Source organism: Brevundimonas sp. (genome assembly GCF_024711105.1).
In the GTDB taxonomy this organism is placed as follows: domain Bacteria; phylum Pseudomonadota; class Alphaproteobacteria; order Caulobacterales; family Caulobacteraceae; genus Brevundimonas.
Genome location: NZ_JANJTL010000117.1, coordinates 1 through 16,839, shown reverse-complemented (window position 1 = coordinate 16,839; position 16,839 = coordinate 1). Strand labels below are relative to the sequence as shown.

Here is a 16,839-nt window from a genome sequence, read left to right as displayed (position 1 = left end):
GTCGGGCATCCCCTCAAGAGCTGAACAGCGGCGCCACCTCGGCGTAGCTTTCGACCACGTGATGCGCGCCTGCGGCGGCCAGCCGGTCGGCGTGGCCGGGTCGGATGTGGCCGCCGGCGCAGAGGCCGATGACGGTCATGCCTGCGGCCACGCCCGCCGTGACGCCGGTGACCGTGTCCTCGATGACGAGGGTGCGATTCGCGGCCGCGCCCATCGCGTCCGCCGCGTGGAGGAAGAGGTCGGGGTGCGGCTTGCCGCGCGTGACGTGGACGGCGGCGCTGTAGATCGAGTCGCCGAAGGCATGGCGCAGGCCGAAGCGATCCAGGCCCATCTCGATCCAGGCCGGCGGGCTGGAGGAGGCGACGCAGCGGCTGAGGTGCAGGCCCTCGACGAAGGCCGCGACGCCGTCGACGGCCTCGAGCCTAGCGTGGGCCTCCTGGTGGCAACGCCGCGTCCACTCGGCGTGCAGGAAGTCGGGGCAGGGCTGTCCCAGCCGCTCCTCGATCAGCGGTACGCAATCGAGCCAGCGCCGGCCCATGTAGGTGGCGATGGCCTCATCGACTGTGGTGGCCAGCCCCGCCTCAGTCAGGAGCTCGGCGAGCACCCGGTTGTTCAGCAGTTCGCTGTCAGCGATGACGCCGTCATAGTCGAAGATGACGAGGTCGAAGCGGCTCAAGCCCGTTCGGCCGCCTTGGCCGCGTTCCACAGACCGTCCATTTCGGCGAGATCGGATTGTTCGGGCGTGCGGCCATCCTTGGCCAGCTCGGCTTCGATGAAGGCGAAGCGGCGGACGAACTTGGCGTTGGCGGCGCGCAGGGCGTCCTCGGGTTCGGCTCCGAGCTTGCGGGCGAGGTTGGCCATGACGAAGAGCAGGTCGCCCAGCTCCTCGGCGGCCTTTTCCGTGTCGCCCGCGGCGAGCTCGGCCTTCAGCTCGGCCACTTCCTCGTCGAGCTTGTCGACGACCTCGGCGGTCGAGGGCCAGTCGAAGCCGACGCGGGCGGCGCGCTTGGTCAGCTTGGCGGCGCGGGCCAGCGCGGGCAGGCCGACCGGCACGTCGTCCAGCACGCCGTGCTGGGCCCTGGCCTTGCGCTCCTCGGCCTTGATGTCCTCCCAGCGCTGCTTCTGGGCGGCGCCGTCGGGCTTGGCCGCCTCGTCGCCGAAGACGTGGGGGTGGCGGCGTTCCAGCTTGTCGGCGATGGCGCCGGCGACGTCGTCAAAGCCGAACAGGCCCTGCTCCTCGGCCATGCGGGCGTGGAAGACGACCTGGAAGAGGAGGTCCCCCAGTTCGGACTTCAGGTCGTCGAAGTCGCCGCGTTCGATGGCGTCGGCGACCTCGTAAGCCTCCTCCAGCGTGTAGGGGGCGATGGTCTGGAAGGTCTGCTCGACATCCCAGGGGCAGCCGCCCTCGGGATCGCGCAGGCGGGCCATGATGGCGTTCAGGCGATCGACGGGCTCGCTCATGCCTGGCCCTCACGCGCCTTGAGCTCCGTCCGAACGGCCAGGTGCCGGTCTTCAGTGAGAGGATAGAGGCGCACGACGTAGGCCGTCAGCAGCAGCAGCACGCCGGGCGCGGCGATGAACAGCCAGGTCAGTCCCTGGATCACCTCCGGCGAGTTCACCGAGCCGGCCTCGGCCTGGAAACCCATCCACTCCAGCACTGCGAACCCCCCGACGGAGAAGGCGTAGCCCAGCTTCGAGGTGGCGTTGAGGATCGAGAACAGCAGGCCGGTCCGGTCCGCGCCGTCCTCGAGCCGCACTACGTCCGAGGCGTCCGCCATCATGGCCCGCAGCAGCAGGTCGCCGGAGCCGAAGGCCAGGCCGGTGATGAAGATGGCGCCCAGCGCCACCGGGAAGTTCCCGGCCGGAACCAGAAGGGTCGCGGCCGCGAAGGTCACGGCGAAGAAGACCGAGGCCAAGGCGAGCGCGATATGCTTGCCGATGCGCGTGGCCAGCGCCGCCCAGATCGGAGCCCCGACGAGACCCGCAACGAAATAGACCAGCAGCATGATCGAGGTTTGCTCGCGGTCGAAGCCACGGGCCTGCTCGAAGAAATAGAAGAACAGCACGCCGATCAGGCCCCGCGCCGCGCCGAGCAGCAGGTCCGACAGGAGGAGCCGGCGCATCACCGGCTTGGCGATGAGGGCGAAGGTGGCGCTCAAGCCCCCGTGCGGCGGCGGGGCAGCGTTCAGCGGCTCGGGCGTGAAGCGGATGGTGATGAACAGGGCGATGGGCAGCAGGCCGATGATGAACCAGCCCTGGGCCCGGACCGCCTCGATGTAGTCGCCGCCCAGCGGGCCCTGGACGATGGCCGGGATGGCCAGCACCGCCAGCACGCCGAGGATGTTGGCGACCTGCCACCAGCCGTAGATCCGGCTGCGCTGATCGTAGTCGGGCGACAGGATCGAGGCCCAGCTCATCTGGCTGAGCAGGCTGATGGAGTAGCCCAGGTACATGATGACCAGCCAGGCGCTGAGATAGAGCGCCGAGGCGCCCTCGCGCGCGAAAAACAACATGGCGACCGAGCCCATCAGGATCGGCGCGGCGGCGGCCATCCAGACCCGGTAACGGCCCCATTTGGTCGAGGTCCGGTCGATGACCATGCCGAGGATCGGATCGACCACGATGTCGGCCAGCCGCACGATCAGGAACACCAGGCTGACCGCCGCCAGCGGCACGCCGACGTGGCTGGCGTAGAATTCCGGCAGAGTGACGTAGACCGGCAGGCCGAGCGCCGCATAGGGCAGGCAGGAGGCCGCGAAGGCGGCGAGCGTGGCGTTGGAGCGCCGCTTGGAGGGGACAGGGGCAGGGGAGCTCATGGCGTCCGCTTCATCGCGACGCGACTCGCCGCCTCGCGATTGGGCGCGAAACGGACAGGCTTGGGAAGGGCCCGCGACATTGGATGCGGCAGGCCCGCGCAACTGTGGCAGTGGGCAAATCGACTGCAACTGCAGCACTGCAACTCGGGCGCCCAGAACGGATGAACGGGCCTGCCATGCGAGGTCGGGCGCATGTCGTGATTTTAGCCCCGGCCGCGCAGACGGGTGTTTTCGACCCCGGAATCCCGGGAACCGCAGGCAAAGCCACAGGATAGGCGGCGTCGATAGGAGGATCGCGCGCCTCCCGAAGGGGGGTCAGATTGCGCCGATGGCCTTCAGGCTGACGACCCGGCGATCCTCGCGGCTGCCGGCCACGCCCTGGCGGCCGACGATGAGGTGGTCGTGCACCTCGATCTTCAGCAACCGCCCGGCGTCCATGATCTGCTTGGTCATGTCGATGTCGGCCTGGCTGGGCGTCGGGTCGCCCGAGGGGTGGTTGTGGACGAGGATGAGGGCCGAGGCGTGCAGGTCCAGCGCGCGCTTGACCACTTCGCGCGGATAGGCGGGCGCGTGGTCGATGGTGCCCTGACCCATGATCTCGTCGGCGATGAGCTGGTTCTTGCGGTCAAGGAACAGCACCCGGAACTGCTCGCGCGCCTGGTGCTGGAGGGTGAGCCGCACGTAGTCCATGAGCGCGGTGAAGGACGAGATCACCTTGCGCGGGGCCGCCACCTCGCCGGCCACGCGGCGGGACAGCTCGTGCAGGGACATGAGGTCCAGCGCCGTCTCGGCGCCGACGGTCTTGGTGCGGCCCTTGGTGTCCTCGGCGCGGACGGAGGTCAGCTCCTCCAGGGAGGCCCCCAGCACGGCGCCCAGCGAGCCGAAGCGGGCCAGCAGCGCCTTGGCCAGCGGTTTGACGTCCCCCTGCGGCTGGCTCCGGAACAGGAAGAGCTCCAGCAGCTCGTAGTCCGGGAGGGAGGCGAGGCCTGCCTTCCTCGCCCGCTCGCGCAGGCGCTCGCGGTGGCCGGCGTGGTGGGGCCTGGGCGCCGGCTTCGCCTTGGCGGGCGCACCCTCCTGCGTGGGAGAGAACAGTTCGGGGAAGCGGACGACGGTCGACTGAACGCTCATGGCCACCTCATCAGCGAGGTCGCCACAATGTCAGAACGAAAAGGGAACGTCTACGTCCCGGAGATTGCAGGGAGCCAAGCCGGCGGGAGCAGGTGTCAGCCGAACGTCGGCCTGAACAGTCCCGCCGGGCTGGCGGTGAAGACTTCGATCCCCGTCTCGGTCACGCCGACCGAGTGCTCGGCCTGGGCGGAAAGGGACTTGTCGCGCGTCACCGCCGTCCAGCCGTCGGAGAGGACCTTCACCTGCGGCTTGCCCAGGTTCACCATCGGCTCGACGGTGAAGAACATGCCGGGCTCGAGCGTCGCACCCTGGCCCTTGCGGCCGTAGTGCAGGACGTTGGGGCTGTCGTGGAAGACGCGGCCGACGCCGTGGCCGCAGAAGTCGCGCACCACCGACATGCGCTGGGCCTCGACGTGCTGCTGGATGGCCCAGCCGATGTCGCCGAAGGTGTTCCCTGGCTTGACCATCGCCAGGCCCTTGTCGAGGGCGTCGTAGGTCGTCTCGATCAGGCGGCGCGCACGCGCATTGATCTGGCCGACCGGGTACATGCGGCTGGTGTCGCCGTGCCAGCCGTCGACGATCGCGGTCACGTCGATATTGACGATGTCGCCCTCGTCCAGGCGCAGGTTGGTGCGCTGGCCCGGTATGCCGTGGCAGACGACGTGGTTGGGCGAGATGCAGGTGGTGAACCCATAGCCCTTGTAGCCCAGACAGGCCGGCAGTCCGCCGTTGTCGAGGATGAACTCGCGCGCCAGATCGTCGAGGCGCGCCGTCTCGACGCCGGGGACCACATGCTCGGTCAGCATGTCGAGGCAGGCGGCGGCCAGCTGGCCGGCCTTGCGCATGCCCTCGAAGTCCTCGGGCCGGTGGCGCTTGATCGCCCCGGTGCGGACGAAGGCGTCGTCGTCGAGTTGTTCCATAACCATGGCGGTCAGGTGGCCTTTCGGGGTGGCGATCTCAAGGCCGCGGGGGCGAAAACGCCGCACAGCCTTTGACGCATCTTAGCGACTGGCGCTAAGTGAGGCGAGTTTTGATTGGAGACGGTCTTGCGCGACGGGGTGGCCGATTGCGACCGGGCGCAGGCCGAAGAGGCGGCGCCGACCGCGCGCGCGGCGCTGGACTATCCGTTCGCCGAGGCGCCCGCGCCGGGCGAGGCGGTCGAGGTAGCTGAGGGCGTCCTGTGGCTAAGGTCGCCGCTGCCGTTCTCTTTGAACCACATCAACCTGTGGGCGCTTCGGGACGGCGAGGGCTGGACGGTGGTCGACACCGGCCTCAGCTACCCGGCCGCGCGTGACGGCTGGGAGGCGGCGTTCGCGGGACCGCTGGAAGGGCGGCCGATCACGCGCGTGATCTGCACCCACATGCACCCGGATCACGTCGGCCTGGCCGGCTGGCTGTGCGAGCGGTTCGACGCGCCCCTGCTGATGAGCCGGCTGGAATACGTCACCATGCGGATGCTGGTGACCGACACGGGCCCCGCGCCCGAGGCCGGGGCGCGCTTCTATCATGCCGCCGGGTGGACCGAGGCCCAGATCGAGGACTGGCGCGCCCGCTTCGGCATGTTCGGCAAGGCCGTCAGCGCGCCGCCGCAGGCCTATGTCCGGCTGGTCGAGGGCGAGACGCTCGAGATCGGCGGCGACGCCTGGCGAATCGTGGGCGGCAACGGCCACTCGCCGGAGCACGCCTGCCTGCTGAGGGAGCGGGACGGGGTGTTCATCTCGGGTGATCAGGTGCTGCCGGCGATCAGCTCCAACGTATCGGTCTGGCCGACCGAGCCGGACGCGGACCCGCTGAGCGACTGGCTGGACTCCCTGGCCAGACTGAAGCGAGAGGTCCCGGCGGACGTGCTGGTGCTGCCTTCGCACGGCCTGCCGTTCCGCGGCCTTCACACGCGGCTGGACGCGCTGAAGCGCGGGCACGACGTGTCCCTCAAACGACTTGTGCGCTCGCTCCGTGAGCCGAAGCGGGCCGTGGACGTGTTCGGCAGCCTGTTCGCCCGGCCCATCGGCGATTCCATGCTCGGCATGGCGACCGGGGAGAGCCTGGCCCACCTCAACTGCCTGGCCCGCCGGGGGCTGGCCGTCCGGGAGACCGGCGCGGACGGCGTCTGGCGCTGGATCGCCATCGACAGGGGAACCGCATGAGCCATATCCGCACTGCCCTCCAGGGCGGCGTCCTGACCGTCACCCTCGATCGGGCGGACAAGAAGAACGCCATCACCCAGGCCATGTACGCGGACCTCGCCGCGGCCGTGGAACGCGCCCAGACCGACGCTGCGGTCCGGGTGGTGCTTTTCCGCGCCGAGGGCGACAGCTTCTCGGCCGGCAACGACATCGGCGACTTCGCCGCCATCGCCATGGGCGGCCAGCGGCCGACCGACATGGCGGTGTTCCGCTTCCTGAAGGGGCTGGCCTTCCTGCAGAAGCCGGCCGTGGCGGCGGTGAAGGGCAGGGCGGTCGGCATCGGCCTGACGCTGCTGCTGCATTGCGACATGGTCGTGGTGGCCGAGGACGCCCTGCTGTCCACGCCCTTCGTCAACCTGGCGCTGGCGCCCGAGGCGGCCTCGACCCTGCTGCTGCCCATGGTCATCGGCCACCAGCGGGCGTTCGAGCTGTTCGCCCTGGGCGAGCCGATCAGCGGCAATACGGCCTTCGCTTGGGGCCTGGCCAACCGGGTCGTCAGCGCCGATCGCGTGGACGAGGAGGCGCTCAGCCTGGCCCGCGTCCTCGCCTCGCGGGCGCCCGGGTCGATCCAGGGCACCAAGCGGCTGATGCGCGACGGCGAGCGGCTGTGGAGCCTGATGGAGCGGGAAGGCGAGGTCTTCGGCGCCCAGATGCTGAGCCCCGAGGCCATGGAGGCCTTCACCGCCTTCGCCCAGAAGCGGACGCCGAATTTCTCGCCGCCGGACTGAAGCGCCTTTCGCTCGCCACGGCTCGGCCCTATGTGGCGCCCTCCATGGCCGATCCCGCCCTCGAAACCTTCGTCCTGTCCGAAGAGACTCCCTTCGACGCTCCCGTCGCCGCGCGGGTGGTGGAGCGCGCCTTCGGCCCCGGTCGCTACGCCAAGACGGCCGAGCGGCTGCGCGAGGGTTCGCAGCCCATCGCCGGCTATGTGTTGAGTGTCGCGGGCGAGGTCATGGGCTCGGTCCATCTCTGGCCGATCGACGTGGGCGGCGTGCGCGCGGGCTTCCTGGGCCCCATCGCCGTCGACGCGCCCTGGCGCGGCACCGGGGCGGGCGCGGTGCTCAGCGAGGCTGTGATCGCGCGCGCGCGCGATCTGGGTCTGTCCGGCGTCCTGCTGGTCGGGGACCGGCCCTACTTCGGACGCTTCGGCTTCGAGCCCGCTCCGGACGCCGTCCTGCCCGGACCCGTCGATCCGCGCCGGGTGCTGTGGCTGTCGCTGGACGGCTCCGAGGCGCAGGGCGCCGTTCGACGCGGCTGAAAGCCCTTGCCCCGGAAGGCCGGGGCTTCCACCTTCCCAGGAATGCACGAGGACCAACCGAAGCCGTCCGGCCTGGCCGCCCTGGCCGAGGCCGCCGCGCCGAAAAAGCGCGGCCTGCCGCCTGTACACCTGTGGAATCCCGAGCACTGCGGCGACATCGATATCGTCCTCCGCCGCGACGGCGTCTGGATGCACGAGGGGTCGCCGATCGGCAGGCCTGAGCTAGTCCGGCTGTTCTCGACGATCCTGAGGAAGGATCCGGACGGCTTTCATCTGGTCACGCCGGTCGAGAAGCTGAGGATCACGGTCGAGGACGCCCCCTTCCGCGCCGTGGCCGTCGAGCGGCGGGGCGAGGACCTGGTCTTCGCCACCGACGTCGGCGACGAGACGGTCGCAGGGCCGGACAATCCGATCCGGGTCGATCACAGCGCCGACGGCGCGCCCGCGCCCTATGTCCACGTTCGGCGGGGCCTGGAGGCGCGCATCGAGCGTTCGGTCTTCTATGAACTGGTCGAGATGGCCGAGCGCGACGGCGACCGACTGTGCGTGCGGTCGGGCGGCGAGGCGTTCGTGTTGGGTCGCGCGACGTGACGGCCGCGGAACTGGAAGCCCGCCTGCGCGCCGTGCTGGACGCGCCGGACACCTGGACGCCGGATGGCGCGGCCGGGCGATCCGACTTCGACCTCAATCCGGAGATCGCGCGCGAGATTCGGCCCCTGCGGCCGGCTGCCGTGTTGATCCCCATCGTGCCCCGGGACGACGGCGTGACGGTGCTGATGACGCGCCGTTCCGACAGCCTGGCCAGCCATACGGGGCAGGTGGCCTTTCCCGGCGGGCGTCTCGATCCTGGCGAGGGCCCTCTGGAGGCCGCCGTGCGGGAGGCGTGGGAGGAGATCGAGCTCGACCCGGCGCGCGTGCGGCCGCTCGGGCTGTCGGACACCTACGAGACCGGCACGGGCTTTCTGGTCACGCCGGTGGTCGCCATGGTCGATCCGCCCTTCGAGGTGCGGCCGAATCTCGATGAGGTGGCGGACGTCTTCGAGGTCCCATGGGACTTCCTGATGGACACCGCCAATCATCGGCAGGAGTCCCTGCACTGGAAGGGCGCAGAGCGCTTCTTCTGGGCCATGCCGTACGGTGAACGCTACATCTGGGGCGCGACGGCGGGGATGATCCGGGCCCTGCACGCCCGCCTGCACGACCGGGCGGAGGACGCGGCGTGACCCGTCTGCCCGACGGGCAAACCTGGCTGACGGCCCCCGAGACGACCGCCGTGATCGACGCGCTGGAGGCCGCGGGCGGGGAGGCGCGCTTCGTCGGCGGCTGCGTGCGCAACGCCTTGCTGCGTGAGCCGGTCGCGGACGTGGACATCGCCACCACACTGACGCCCGACCGGACCATGGCCGCGCTCGAGGCCGCCGGCCTGAGGTTCGCGCCCACGGGCGTCGAGCATGGCACGGTGACCGCCATCAGCGGCCGCCGGGGGTTCGAGGTCACGACCCTGCGCCGAGACGTGGCGACCGACGGCCGCCGCGCCGTGGTGGCCTTCACCGACGACTGGGCCGAGGACGCGGCGCGCCGCGATTTCCGGCTGAACGCGCTCTACGCCGACCGGACGGGCGAGGTGTTCGATCCGACCGGGGAGGGGGTCGAGGACTGCCGGGCCGGCCGCATCGTCTTCGTCGGCGAGGCCGAGGCCCGCATCCGCGAGGACTATCTGCGCATCCTGCGCTTCTTCCGCTTCCACGCCTGGTACGGGCGCAGCGCGCCGGACGCCGCGGGCCTCGCCGCCTGCGCCGGGTTGAAGGCCGGCATCGGCCAGCTCTCGGCGGAGCGGATTTCCGCCGAGTTGCTCAAGCTGCTCGCCGCGCCCGATCCGGTCGGCGCGGTCCGCCTCATGGACGAGACAGGGGTCCTCGAGCAGGCCTTGCCGTTTGAACTGGATCGCCGCCTGTTCGAAGCCATGGTCGGCCTGTCGCAGGATCGCGCGCTGCGCCTGTCGGCCCTGCTGGCGGCGGACTGGGACATGGTCGAGGCCGCAGCGACGAGACTGCGGTTTTCAAACGCCCTGCGCGACCGTCTGCTGGCGGCGCTACCGGATTTCGTCGAGGTGAAGCTGGGCATGGAGGCTCACGCCGCCCGGGTGGCCATCTACAGGCTCGGCAAGCGGACTTTCACCGATCGGTTGATGCGCGCCTGGGCGGCCGAACCGGACCGATACGCGGGCGCCTGGCCTCTGCTGGACCTGGCCGAGAGCTGGACGCCGCCACGCTTTCCGATTGGAGGCGCAGAGCTGCGCCAGGCCGGGTTGGAGCCGGGCCCGCGCATGGGCCAGGTGCTGCGCGATCTGCAGGACTGGTGGATGGCCGAGGACTTTCCGGAGGAGGGCCTCGACGCCAAGCTCGCGGAACTGATCGGGGCCGCCGCATGAGCGAGGCGGCCGGATATTCGGGCAAGCCGCTTTCGGCCAAGCTGGGCGTCAAGCCGGACGACACCCTCGCGGTGATGGATGCGCCTCGGAATTATCGCCAACTCGTCGAACCGCTGCCTGAGGGCGCGCGCATCATCGACGGACTGGACCCGGCCGCCCGCATCCTGCACCTGTTCGTGGGCGACCGGGCCGACCTCGAAGCCAAGGCCACCACCGCTTTCGGGCACCGGCCGGACGGCGGGATGGTCTGGGTGTCCTGGCCCAAGAAGGCATCCTCGTTGTTCGTCGACCTCACCGAGGACGGCGTGCGTGAGATCATCCTTCCGACCGGCTGGGTCGACGTGAAGGTCTGTGCGGTTGATGCGGATTGGTCGGGCCTGAAATTCCTGAGGCGAAAAGCTTGAACATCGCGATCCTGAAGACTGGCCGGCCGCCCGCCGCGCTGGAGCCGCGCTTCGGCGGCTATCCCGAGATGATGCGCACCATGCTCGGCGACGGCGTCGTGGCCACGACTTTCGACGTCCAGGCCGGAGAGCTGCCCGACCCGACGCGGTTTGAGGCCGCCCTGCTGACCGGCTCGGCGTCCGGCGTCTATGACGGCGACCCTTGGATCGCGGGCCTGCTGCACTGGCTGCGCGACGCGCGCGGCCGCACCAGGCTGGTCGGCGTCTGCTTCGGCCACCAGGCCATGGCCCAGGCCTTCGGTGGTCGCGTCGTCAAGTCCGACAAGGGTTGGGGCATCGGCCTGCAGGACTATCGGGTCGTCGGCGATGAGCCCTGGATCAAGCCGCCGGCGCGGTCGGTCGCCATTCCGGCCTCGCACCAGGATCAGGTCGTGGACCAGCCGCCCGGTTCGCGCGTCTGGCTGGCCAGCGACTTCACCCCCTTCGCGGGCTTGGCCTACGGTACGGACGCCATTTCGCTGCAACCTCATCCCGAGTTCGAACCCGCCTACGCCGCCGCGTTGGTCGACGGCCGACGCGGCGACCGGTTCGAGAACGACTTCGCCGACCGGGCGATCGTCAGCCTGGGACGGCCCAACGACCGGGCCCTGCTGGGCAAGTGGATCGGTCGGTTCATCGCCCGCTGACCGCCGTCAGGCTCCGACAGGTGCCGGTGGTCCCCAAGCTGTGCAGTCTGACGTCTCTCACCTGAAAGGAGACGGACATGACCTTGCAGAAGATCGCTCTCGCCGCCGCCCTCGTCGCCGCCGGCTTCGTCGCCGGGCTGGCCGGACCGCAGCCCACCCAGGCCCAGTCGGGCGGTCGCTGGGAGCCCGCAGGCTCCTTCGACAACGGCCAGGGCGGCGAGGTCTGGATGATCAACTCCGCCACGGGCCAGGCACGCAACTGCTACTGGGTCAGCAACTCCTACATCACCTGCACGAACAGCTAGCGGGCGTCAGCAGGGATAGCGTTCGGCCATCCATTCCCGGATCGCCTGGGTCACGCTGATGTGCCGCCGCGATGCGGGGATCGAGCGGAACCGGGTCAGGACGTCCTGCGGCGACAGGGACATGCGCGTGCCCTCGGCCGGGCAGAAGTCCGTCGGCCGGCCGGCGTCCCGGTCGGCGCGGTATTCGTCGCTCACCGTGCGGAAGGCGCCCTGCAGCTCACCCATCAGCCGACGCGCGTCCGAGCGCAGCAGGGCCGTGGGGTTCATGGGGATGTCCTCGGCCTCCTCGAGGAATTCGCTGACCGGCATGGCCTGGGCTGCGGAGGCGATAAGCAAGCCGGAAGCCAGCGCTGCGGCGAGGACGGTAGGCTTCATGCGGGACCCCGAAAAGAAGAAAGGCGCGCCCACAGGGGCGCGCCTTCCATTGGCCGTCAAGGTTGCGGCGAAAGTCAGGCTTCGTCGGCGACGAATTCCTGCTGGCCGGCGCCGCCTTCGAAGAGGTCCTTGGCCTGTTCGGCGGCGAGCTCGCGCTCTTCGTCGAACTGGCTGCGGATGACATCTTCGCCGCGGGCCTGACGCTCGGCCTCGTCAGCCGAACGAGCCACGTTGACCTTGACCGTCACGGTGACCTCGGCGTGCAGGCGGACCTGCACCTCGTGGACGCCGAGGGTCTTGATCGGCAGGTTCAGCACGACCTGGCTGCGTTCGGCCTTGCCGCCTTCAGCCTGGATGGCGTCGGCGATGTCACGCGCGGTGACCGAGCCGTAGAGCTGGCCGGACTCGCCCGCCTGACGGATCAGGACATAGGTCGAGCCGTCGAGCTTCTCGCCGGACTTGCCGGCTTCGGCCTTGGCCTTCTCATTACGGGCCTCGATCTGGGCGCGCTGGGCCTCGAAGACCTTCAGGTTCGCCGAGGTGGCCCGCAGGGCCTTCTCGCGCGGCAGAAGGAAGTTACGGGCGAAGCCGTCCTTGACGGTGACGACGTCGCCGATGGCGCCGAGGTTCTCGACGCGTTCAAGCAGAACGACCTTCATCTTACTTCACCACATAGGGCAGGAGGGCCAGGAAGCGGGCGCGCTTGATGGCCTTGGCCAGCTCGCGTTGCTTCTTCTGGGAGACGGCCGTGATGCGCGAGGGGACGATCTTGCCGCGCTCGGAGATGTAGCGCTGCAGGAGCTTGACGTCCTTATAGTCGATCTTCGGCGCGTCGGCGCCGGAGAACGGGCATACCTTGCGGCGGCGATGGAAGGGACGGCGGGCCGGAGAGTTGCCGGCGGGCGCGCCCGGGGTGGGGGTGACTGCGTCGGTCATCTGATCTCAGCTCACATCATGTCGTCGTAGCCGGTGCGGGGGGCGCGTTCGCGTTCGCGTTCACGCTCCCGCTCGCGGCGGGCGAGGATCGGGGACAGTTCGAGGTCGAGCTCTTCGACACGGACGGTCAGATAGCGCAGCACGTCCTCGTTGATGGACAGCTGGCGCTCGACTTCGGCCATGGCCGCGGCGGGCGCGTCGATGGCGAGCAGCGAATAGTGAGCCTTGCGGTTCTTCTTCACCCGGTAGGTGAGGTTGCGCAGACCCCAGTACTCGATCTTGGCGACGGATCCGCCGCCTTCCTCGATCAGAGCCTTGATGGTGTCGTTCAGCGCTTCGGCCTGTTGCGCGGAGATATCCTGACGCGACATGACCGTGTGCTCGTAAAGAGCCATGCGGTTCTCCCGTGTGCGGGCGGCGGCGCAGGCCGGCCGGGAAGCCGAACCCACGATGGCTCTTGTCGCGGCGGACGGGATGATCCCGCCCCTTTGACGCTCCGCGAAAGACCGCCGTCCTGGAAAGGCGGGGCCTATAGGGGAAAAGGCCCGGCGCGGCAAGGAGAAAGGGCCCCGCCCGCTTGCGCGCCCTGCGGATTGGCCGCAAGGTCGCCCGCGGAGGGACGTCATGCGGGCATTTCTGATCATCCTTGCGGCCGTGACCGGCCTGGCGACGCCCGCCCTGGCGCAGGAGGCGCCTGAGACCTCCGACAGGGAGTGGGAGCTGGCGCGGCAATACGTCGAGATGATGGACCTGCAAGGCATGATGCAGGATCAGATCGTCGGCTCGGCCGAGATGGCCGACGACTGGGCCTCGGCGTTGGCGCCCACGGGTCCTGGAGCGCCCAAGCCGGACGACAGCGCCGACATGCCGATCTTTCTGCCCGACGGCACGATGGATTCGGTCTCGCCCATGATCGAGCTGATGGAGGAGGTCATGGTGGAGGCCCACGTCCAGGTCTTCACAGAGGCCGAGCTCGAGGCGCTCGTCACCTTCTATGAGGGCGATGTCGGTCGCGGCATCCTGGACAAGCAGTCCGAGCTGTCGCTGGTCATGACCACGCTGATGATGGAGCGCCTCCCCGAGCTGCTGGGGGCCGCCCTTGGCGATCTGTCCGGCGAGGGAGAGGAGTCGTTCGACCTCGACGCCTGGACCGATCCGACGCCGCCGCTCGTGCGCCAGATGTCGCCCGCCTATTGACGGTCAACCCGCGTGCGGCCCCATTCGACGCCGGGGTGCTGTCACCAGCATCGTATCTCATAGGCCCCGACGGAAATCCTTCCTGGCTCCGTTGAAGGACTGGAGGGAGGCCGCCAATGCCCGTCGTGACCAGGACGATCAGGGATCCTGAGCATTTCGTCGCTTACACGGACACGTCCGGTGTGGCTCGCACCGCGCCCCGCGACGTCCAGCTCAGCGTCTTTGCTCCGCCGACTCCCGGGACCTATCCGGTCATCATCTACAGCCACGGCCACTGGGGCAGTGGCAGGCCCGACTCCGGGGCCGGCGCGGTGGCCCAGGCGCTGGCGGACCAAGGCTACATCGTCATCGCGCCGACGCACCTCGACAGCGCGTCGACCTATCCGTCCTGGTTCACGTCCCAGTTCTCCGTTTCGAACGTCGCCTCCGGCCTTCACCGGTCAGCCGACATGCAGTTCGCCCTCGATCAGGCGACCGCCCTGGTCGCGGCCCTGCCGGGCTACACGGTTGATACCTCCCGGCCGGTCGCCGCAGGGCATAGCCACGGCGCCTTCACCGCGGGTCTGGTGACGGGTCTGCAGTCGGACCAATACGCCGACCTTTCCCTTCCGGACGGCAATCCGTACGGCGTCGCGTCCGTTGCTGATGTGCGCTTCGCGGCGCTGCTGTTGCTCTCCCCTCAAGGTCTGGAAAGCTCCTGGGCGCAGCTGTCGTCGGGCGCGTGGGACGCGATCGACGTTCCCATGCTGATTCTGACGGGCACGGCGGACTCCGAGCCCGGCGGCCTCGTCGGCTGGGAGAGCCGCCTGGATTCTTTCGGCCGCAGCGCCGGAGGCGAGACGGCCGCCCTCGTCTATCGCGACGCGGCCCACAACGACATCGGCGGCAATACCGACAACGCCGCGATCACCGCCTCCATCGCCGGCTTCGCGGCCATGTTTCTGGATGCCTATCTGACGAACGACCCGGCGGCCCGGGACCTGTTCGCGTCCGCCCAGGCGCTGATCTCGGCCGACCCGCTGTTAAGCCAGGCGTTCGCACGGCCGGCCCCGAATACGGCTGGCTCGGGCGTCGTTGTCGGCGGCGAGGGCGCTGACGTCCTGCGGGGCCTGTCCAGCTTCGACGTGCTTCGCGGCGAGGCGGGAGATGACATCCTCATAGGCGGGGGCGGCTCGGACCTCATCGAAGGAGGTTCCGGCTGGGACGAGGCCCGGTTTTCGGGAGAGGTGTCGGATTACGTCGTCCACCGCACCGGGATGGGCGCGCTGGTCAAGAACGCGGCCGGGGCGACGGTCCTGAACGACGTCGAGCTGATCCGATTCGACGATGGCGCGATCGACCTGACCCTGATCGTCTGCGATCCCGGCGGCGAGGCGCAGACGGCAAAGACGCCGGCCCCGCTGGTGCGGCCGGACGCCGGCCCGCCTCCCGCTCAGGAGGCTGCGGCGGACGCGGGCTTCCTGACCCGCTGGATGGAAGGCGCGCCCGGACCGTCACCTCAGCCTCACCCGGTCTGGGACGACTGGATTATCTGAGGCAGACCTACCAAACTTGCCACTCCCGCGAGGCTGGCCTAACCCTCGCCGCCCGAAGCGGCGCGTGAGGCAGGCATGAAGCTGGCGTTTCTCTTTCCCGGACAGGGCAGCCAGGCGGTGGGCATGGGCGCGAGCCTGGCGGACGCCTTCGCCAGCGCGCGCGAGGTCTTCGCCGAGGTCGATGACGCGCTCAGCCAGAAGCTGTCGGTGCTGATGCGCGAGGGGCCCGAGGATCAGCTGACCCTGACCGAGAACGCCCAGCCGGCGCTTATGGCCGTGTCGGTCGCGGCGGCCCGGGCGCTGAAGGCCGAGTTCGGCATCGAGATCTCCAGCGCTGACTACGTCGCCGGCCATTCGCTCGGCGAGTACTCCGCCCTGTGCGCGGCGGGCGCGATTTCACTGCCGGACACGGCGCGGCTGCTGAAGCTGCGCGGCCAGGCCATGCAGCGCGCCGTGCCGGTGGGGCAGGGGGCCATGGCCTCGCTGATCGGGCCCAAGACCGACCTAGCCCTGGCCGAGGCGGCGGCGAAGGCCGGCTCCGAAGTCGGCGTCTGCGTCGTCGCCAATGACAACAACGCCGGCAATATCGTGATCTCCGGCGACAAGGCCGCGGTCGACCGCGCCATCGAGAGGGCCAAGGAGCTGGGCGCCCGCGCCATTCCGCTGAACGTCTCGGCGCCCTTCCACTGTCCGCTGATGCAGCCGGCCGCCGACGAGATGGCCGCAGCCCTCGCCGACGCCGCCATCTCCGCGCCCCGCCCGCCGGTGGTCGCCAACGTCACCGCCCGTCCCGAGAGCGACCCGGAGGCCATCCGTCGCCTGCTGGTCGAACAGGTCACCGGCCGCGTCCGCTGGCGCGAGAGCATGGAGTGGATGGCGACCGAGGGCGGCGTCACCCGCTTCGTCGAGATCGGCTCCGGCAAGGTCCTCACAGGCATGGCCAAGCGCATCGCCCCGGACGCCGAGGCCATGACGCTGAACGCGCCGGAGGAGATGGAAGCGTTCGCGAAGAGCCAGCAGAGCTAGGGAAGCAGCATGTTCAACCTTGAAGGCAAGACCGCGCTTGTGACCGGCGCGACCGGCGGTATCGGCGGGGCGATCGCCCGGGCGCTGCATGCGCAAGGGGCGACCGTCGTCCTGTCCGGCACGCGCGAGGCGGTGCTGAACGACCTTGCCGGCGAACTAGGCGGGCGGGCTTTCGCCGCGGCGGCGAACCTGTCGGACGCCGAGTCGGTCGATGGATTGGTCGGCCGGGCCGAGGAGGTGGCGGGCGCGCCGCTCGACATCCTGGTGGCCAACGCCGGCATCACCAAGGACGGCCTTCTGATGCGGATGAAGGACGAGGACTTCGAGCAGGTCATCAAGGTCAACCTGGAGAGCTATTTCCGCCTCTGCCGCGCGGCCATGAAGGGCATGATGAAGCGTCGTGCGGGCCGCATCATCGGCGTCACCTCCGTCGTCGGCGTGACCGGCAACCCCGGCCAGACCAACTATGCGGCCTCCAAGGCCGGCATGATCGGCTTTTCCAAGTCGCTGGCCCAGGAGGTCGGCAGCCGCGGCATCACGGTCAACTGCATCGCCCCGG

At 69.6% G+C, this 16,839-nt stretch carries 22 protein-coding genes; 13 read left to right on the top strand and 9 right to left on the bottom strand.

Going from position 1 to position 16,839, the window contains the following annotated elements:
• Positions 1-13: 13 nt before the first annotated feature.
• From Q0M60_RS08720 to map, 5 genes are all read right to left on the bottom strand, one after another.
• Positions 14-676: an HAD-IA family hydrolase gene (locus tag Q0M60_RS08720; protein WP_296818333.1), complete on the bottom strand. Its 663-nt coding sequence runs from the start codon at positions 674-676 to the stop codon at positions 14-16.
• Complete coding sequence (gene mazG / locus Q0M60_RS08715; RefSeq protein ID WP_296818331.1) at positions 673-1,461, bottom strand: nucleoside triphosphate pyrophosphohydrolase; 789 nt, start codon at positions 1,459-1,461, stop codon at positions 673-675. The genes Q0M60_RS08720 and mazG overlap by 4 nt, the downstream gene beginning before the upstream one ends.
• The gene (locus Q0M60_RS08710; protein WP_296818329.1) at positions 1,458-2,816 is read right to left on the bottom strand and encodes an MFS transporter; all 1,359 of its coding nucleotides are present in this window, start codon (positions 2,814-2,816) and stop codon (positions 1,458-1,460) included. Before Q0M60_RS08710 ends, mazG begins: the two co-directional genes overlap by 4 nt.
• A gap of 315 nt (positions 2,817-3,131) precedes the next feature.
• Complete coding sequence (radC, locus tag Q0M60_RS08705; RefSeq protein ID WP_296818327.1) at positions 3,132-3,944, bottom strand: DNA repair protein RadC; 813 nt, start codon at positions 3,942-3,944, stop codon at positions 3,132-3,134.
• Positions 3,945-4,039: 95 nt separating this feature from the next.
• The gene (map, locus tag Q0M60_RS08700; protein ID WP_296818324.1) at positions 4,040-4,870 is read right to left on the bottom strand and encodes a type I methionyl aminopeptidase; all 831 of its coding nucleotides are present in this window, start codon (positions 4,868-4,870) and stop codon (positions 4,040-4,042) included.
• Positions 4,871-4,990: 120 nt separating this feature from the next.
• Between map and Q0M60_RS08695 the strand changes: the two genes are divergently transcribed.
• The 9 genes from Q0M60_RS08695 to Q0M60_RS08655 all read left to right on the top strand — a co-directional run bounded on the left by Q0M60_RS08695 (position 4,991) and on the right by Q0M60_RS08655 (position 11,211).
• Positions 4,991-6,088: an MBL fold metallo-hydrolase gene (locus Q0M60_RS08695; RefSeq protein WP_296818322.1), complete on the top strand. Its 1,098-nt coding sequence runs from the start codon at positions 4,991-4,993 to the stop codon at positions 6,086-6,088.
• Positions 6,085-6,855 (top strand): enoyl-CoA hydratase, encoded by a 771-nt coding sequence (locus tag Q0M60_RS08690; protein ID WP_296818320.1) that lies wholly within the window; start codon positions 6,085-6,087, stop codon positions 6,853-6,855. Before Q0M60_RS08695 ends, Q0M60_RS08690 begins: the two co-directional genes overlap by 4 nt.
• A gap of 44 nt (positions 6,856-6,899) precedes the next feature.
• Positions 6,900-7,385: an N-acetyltransferase gene (locus tag Q0M60_RS08685; protein WP_296818317.1), complete on the top strand. Its 486-nt coding sequence runs from the start codon at positions 6,900-6,902 to the stop codon at positions 7,383-7,385.
• 42 nt (positions 7,386-7,427) lie between these two features.
• Positions 7,428-7,976, top strand: a complete 549-nt coding sequence (locus Q0M60_RS08680; RefSeq protein ID WP_296818315.1) for a DUF1285 domain-containing protein — start codon at positions 7,428-7,430, stop codon at positions 7,974-7,976.
• The gene (locus Q0M60_RS08675; protein ID WP_296818313.1) at positions 7,973-8,608 is read left to right on the top strand and encodes a CoA pyrophosphatase; all 636 of its coding nucleotides are present in this window, start codon (positions 7,973-7,975) and stop codon (positions 8,606-8,608) included. Before Q0M60_RS08680 ends, Q0M60_RS08675 begins: the two co-directional genes overlap by 4 nt.
• Positions 8,605-9,816 carry a CCA tRNA nucleotidyltransferase gene (locus Q0M60_RS08670; RefSeq protein WP_296818311.1) on the top strand — a complete coding sequence of 404 codons (1,212 nt, stop codon included), beginning with the start codon at positions 8,605-8,607 and terminating at the stop codon, positions 9,814-9,816. Before Q0M60_RS08675 ends, Q0M60_RS08670 begins: the two co-directional genes overlap by 4 nt.
• Positions 9,813-10,220, top strand: a complete 408-nt coding sequence (locus Q0M60_RS08665) for a DUF3052 domain-containing protein (protein ID WP_296818309.1) — start codon at positions 9,813-9,815, stop codon at positions 10,218-10,220. The genes Q0M60_RS08670 and Q0M60_RS08665 overlap by 4 nt, the downstream gene beginning before the upstream one ends.
• Positions 10,217-10,906: a type 1 glutamine amidotransferase gene (locus Q0M60_RS08660; RefSeq protein ID WP_296818307.1), complete on the top strand. Its 690-nt coding sequence runs from the start codon at positions 10,217-10,219 to the stop codon at positions 10,904-10,906. The genes Q0M60_RS08665 and Q0M60_RS08660 overlap by 4 nt, the downstream gene beginning before the upstream one ends.
• 77 nt (positions 10,907-10,983) lie before the next feature.
• Positions 10,984-11,211: a hypothetical protein gene (locus Q0M60_RS08655; RefSeq protein ID WP_296818306.1), complete on the top strand. Its 228-nt coding sequence runs from the start codon at positions 10,984-10,986 to the stop codon at positions 11,209-11,211.
• Positions 11,212-11,217: 6 nt separating this feature from the next.
• Here Q0M60_RS08655 and Q0M60_RS08650 read toward each other — a convergent pair whose 3' ends face one another.
• From Q0M60_RS08650 to rpsF, 4 genes are all read right to left on the bottom strand, one after another.
• Positions 11,218-11,586: a hypothetical protein gene (locus Q0M60_RS08650; protein WP_296818304.1), complete on the bottom strand. Its 369-nt coding sequence runs from the start codon at positions 11,584-11,586 to the stop codon at positions 11,218-11,220.
• A gap of 74 nt (positions 11,587-11,660) precedes the next feature.
• A complete protein-coding gene (gene rplI, locus Q0M60_RS08645; protein WP_296818302.1) occupies positions 11,661-12,245 on the bottom strand; it encodes a 50S ribosomal protein L9 in 585 nt (194 codons plus the stop codon).
• 1 nt (position 12,246) lies between these two features.
• A complete protein-coding gene (rpsR, locus tag Q0M60_RS08640; protein WP_296818300.1) occupies positions 12,247-12,522 on the bottom strand; it encodes a 30S ribosomal protein S18 in 276 nt (91 codons plus the stop codon).
• 11 nt (positions 12,523-12,533) lie between these two features.
• Entirely contained in the window at positions 12,534-12,917 is a 384-nt protein-coding gene (gene rpsF / locus Q0M60_RS08635) for a 30S ribosomal protein S6 (protein WP_296818298.1), read from the bottom strand.
• A 229-nt stretch (positions 12,918-13,146) separates the two neighbouring features.
• On the opposite strand from rpsF, the gene Q0M60_RS08630 reads away from it, so the two are divergent.
• The 4 genes from Q0M60_RS08630 to Q0M60_RS08615 form a co-directional block, all read left to right on the top strand.
• Positions 13,147-13,719: a DUF2059 domain-containing protein gene (locus tag Q0M60_RS08630; protein ID WP_296818296.1), complete on the top strand. Its 573-nt coding sequence runs from the start codon at positions 13,147-13,149 to the stop codon at positions 13,717-13,719.
• A gap of 116 nt (positions 13,720-13,835) precedes the next feature.
• A complete protein-coding gene (locus Q0M60_RS08625) occupies positions 13,836-15,254 on the top strand; it encodes a hypothetical protein (RefSeq protein ID WP_296818294.1) in 1,419 nt (472 codons plus the stop codon).
• 75 nt (positions 15,255-15,329) lie between these two features.
• Positions 15,330-16,280 carry an ACP S-malonyltransferase gene (gene fabD, locus Q0M60_RS08620; protein ID WP_296818292.1) on the top strand — a complete coding sequence of 317 codons (951 nt, stop codon included), beginning with the start codon at positions 15,330-15,332 and terminating at the stop codon, positions 16,278-16,280.
• A 9-nt stretch (positions 16,281-16,289) separates the two neighbouring features.
• Positions 16,290-16,839 (top strand): SDR family NAD(P)-dependent oxidoreductase (locus Q0M60_RS08615; protein WP_296818290.1); only part of this gene is annotated, 550 nt, incomplete at its 3' end.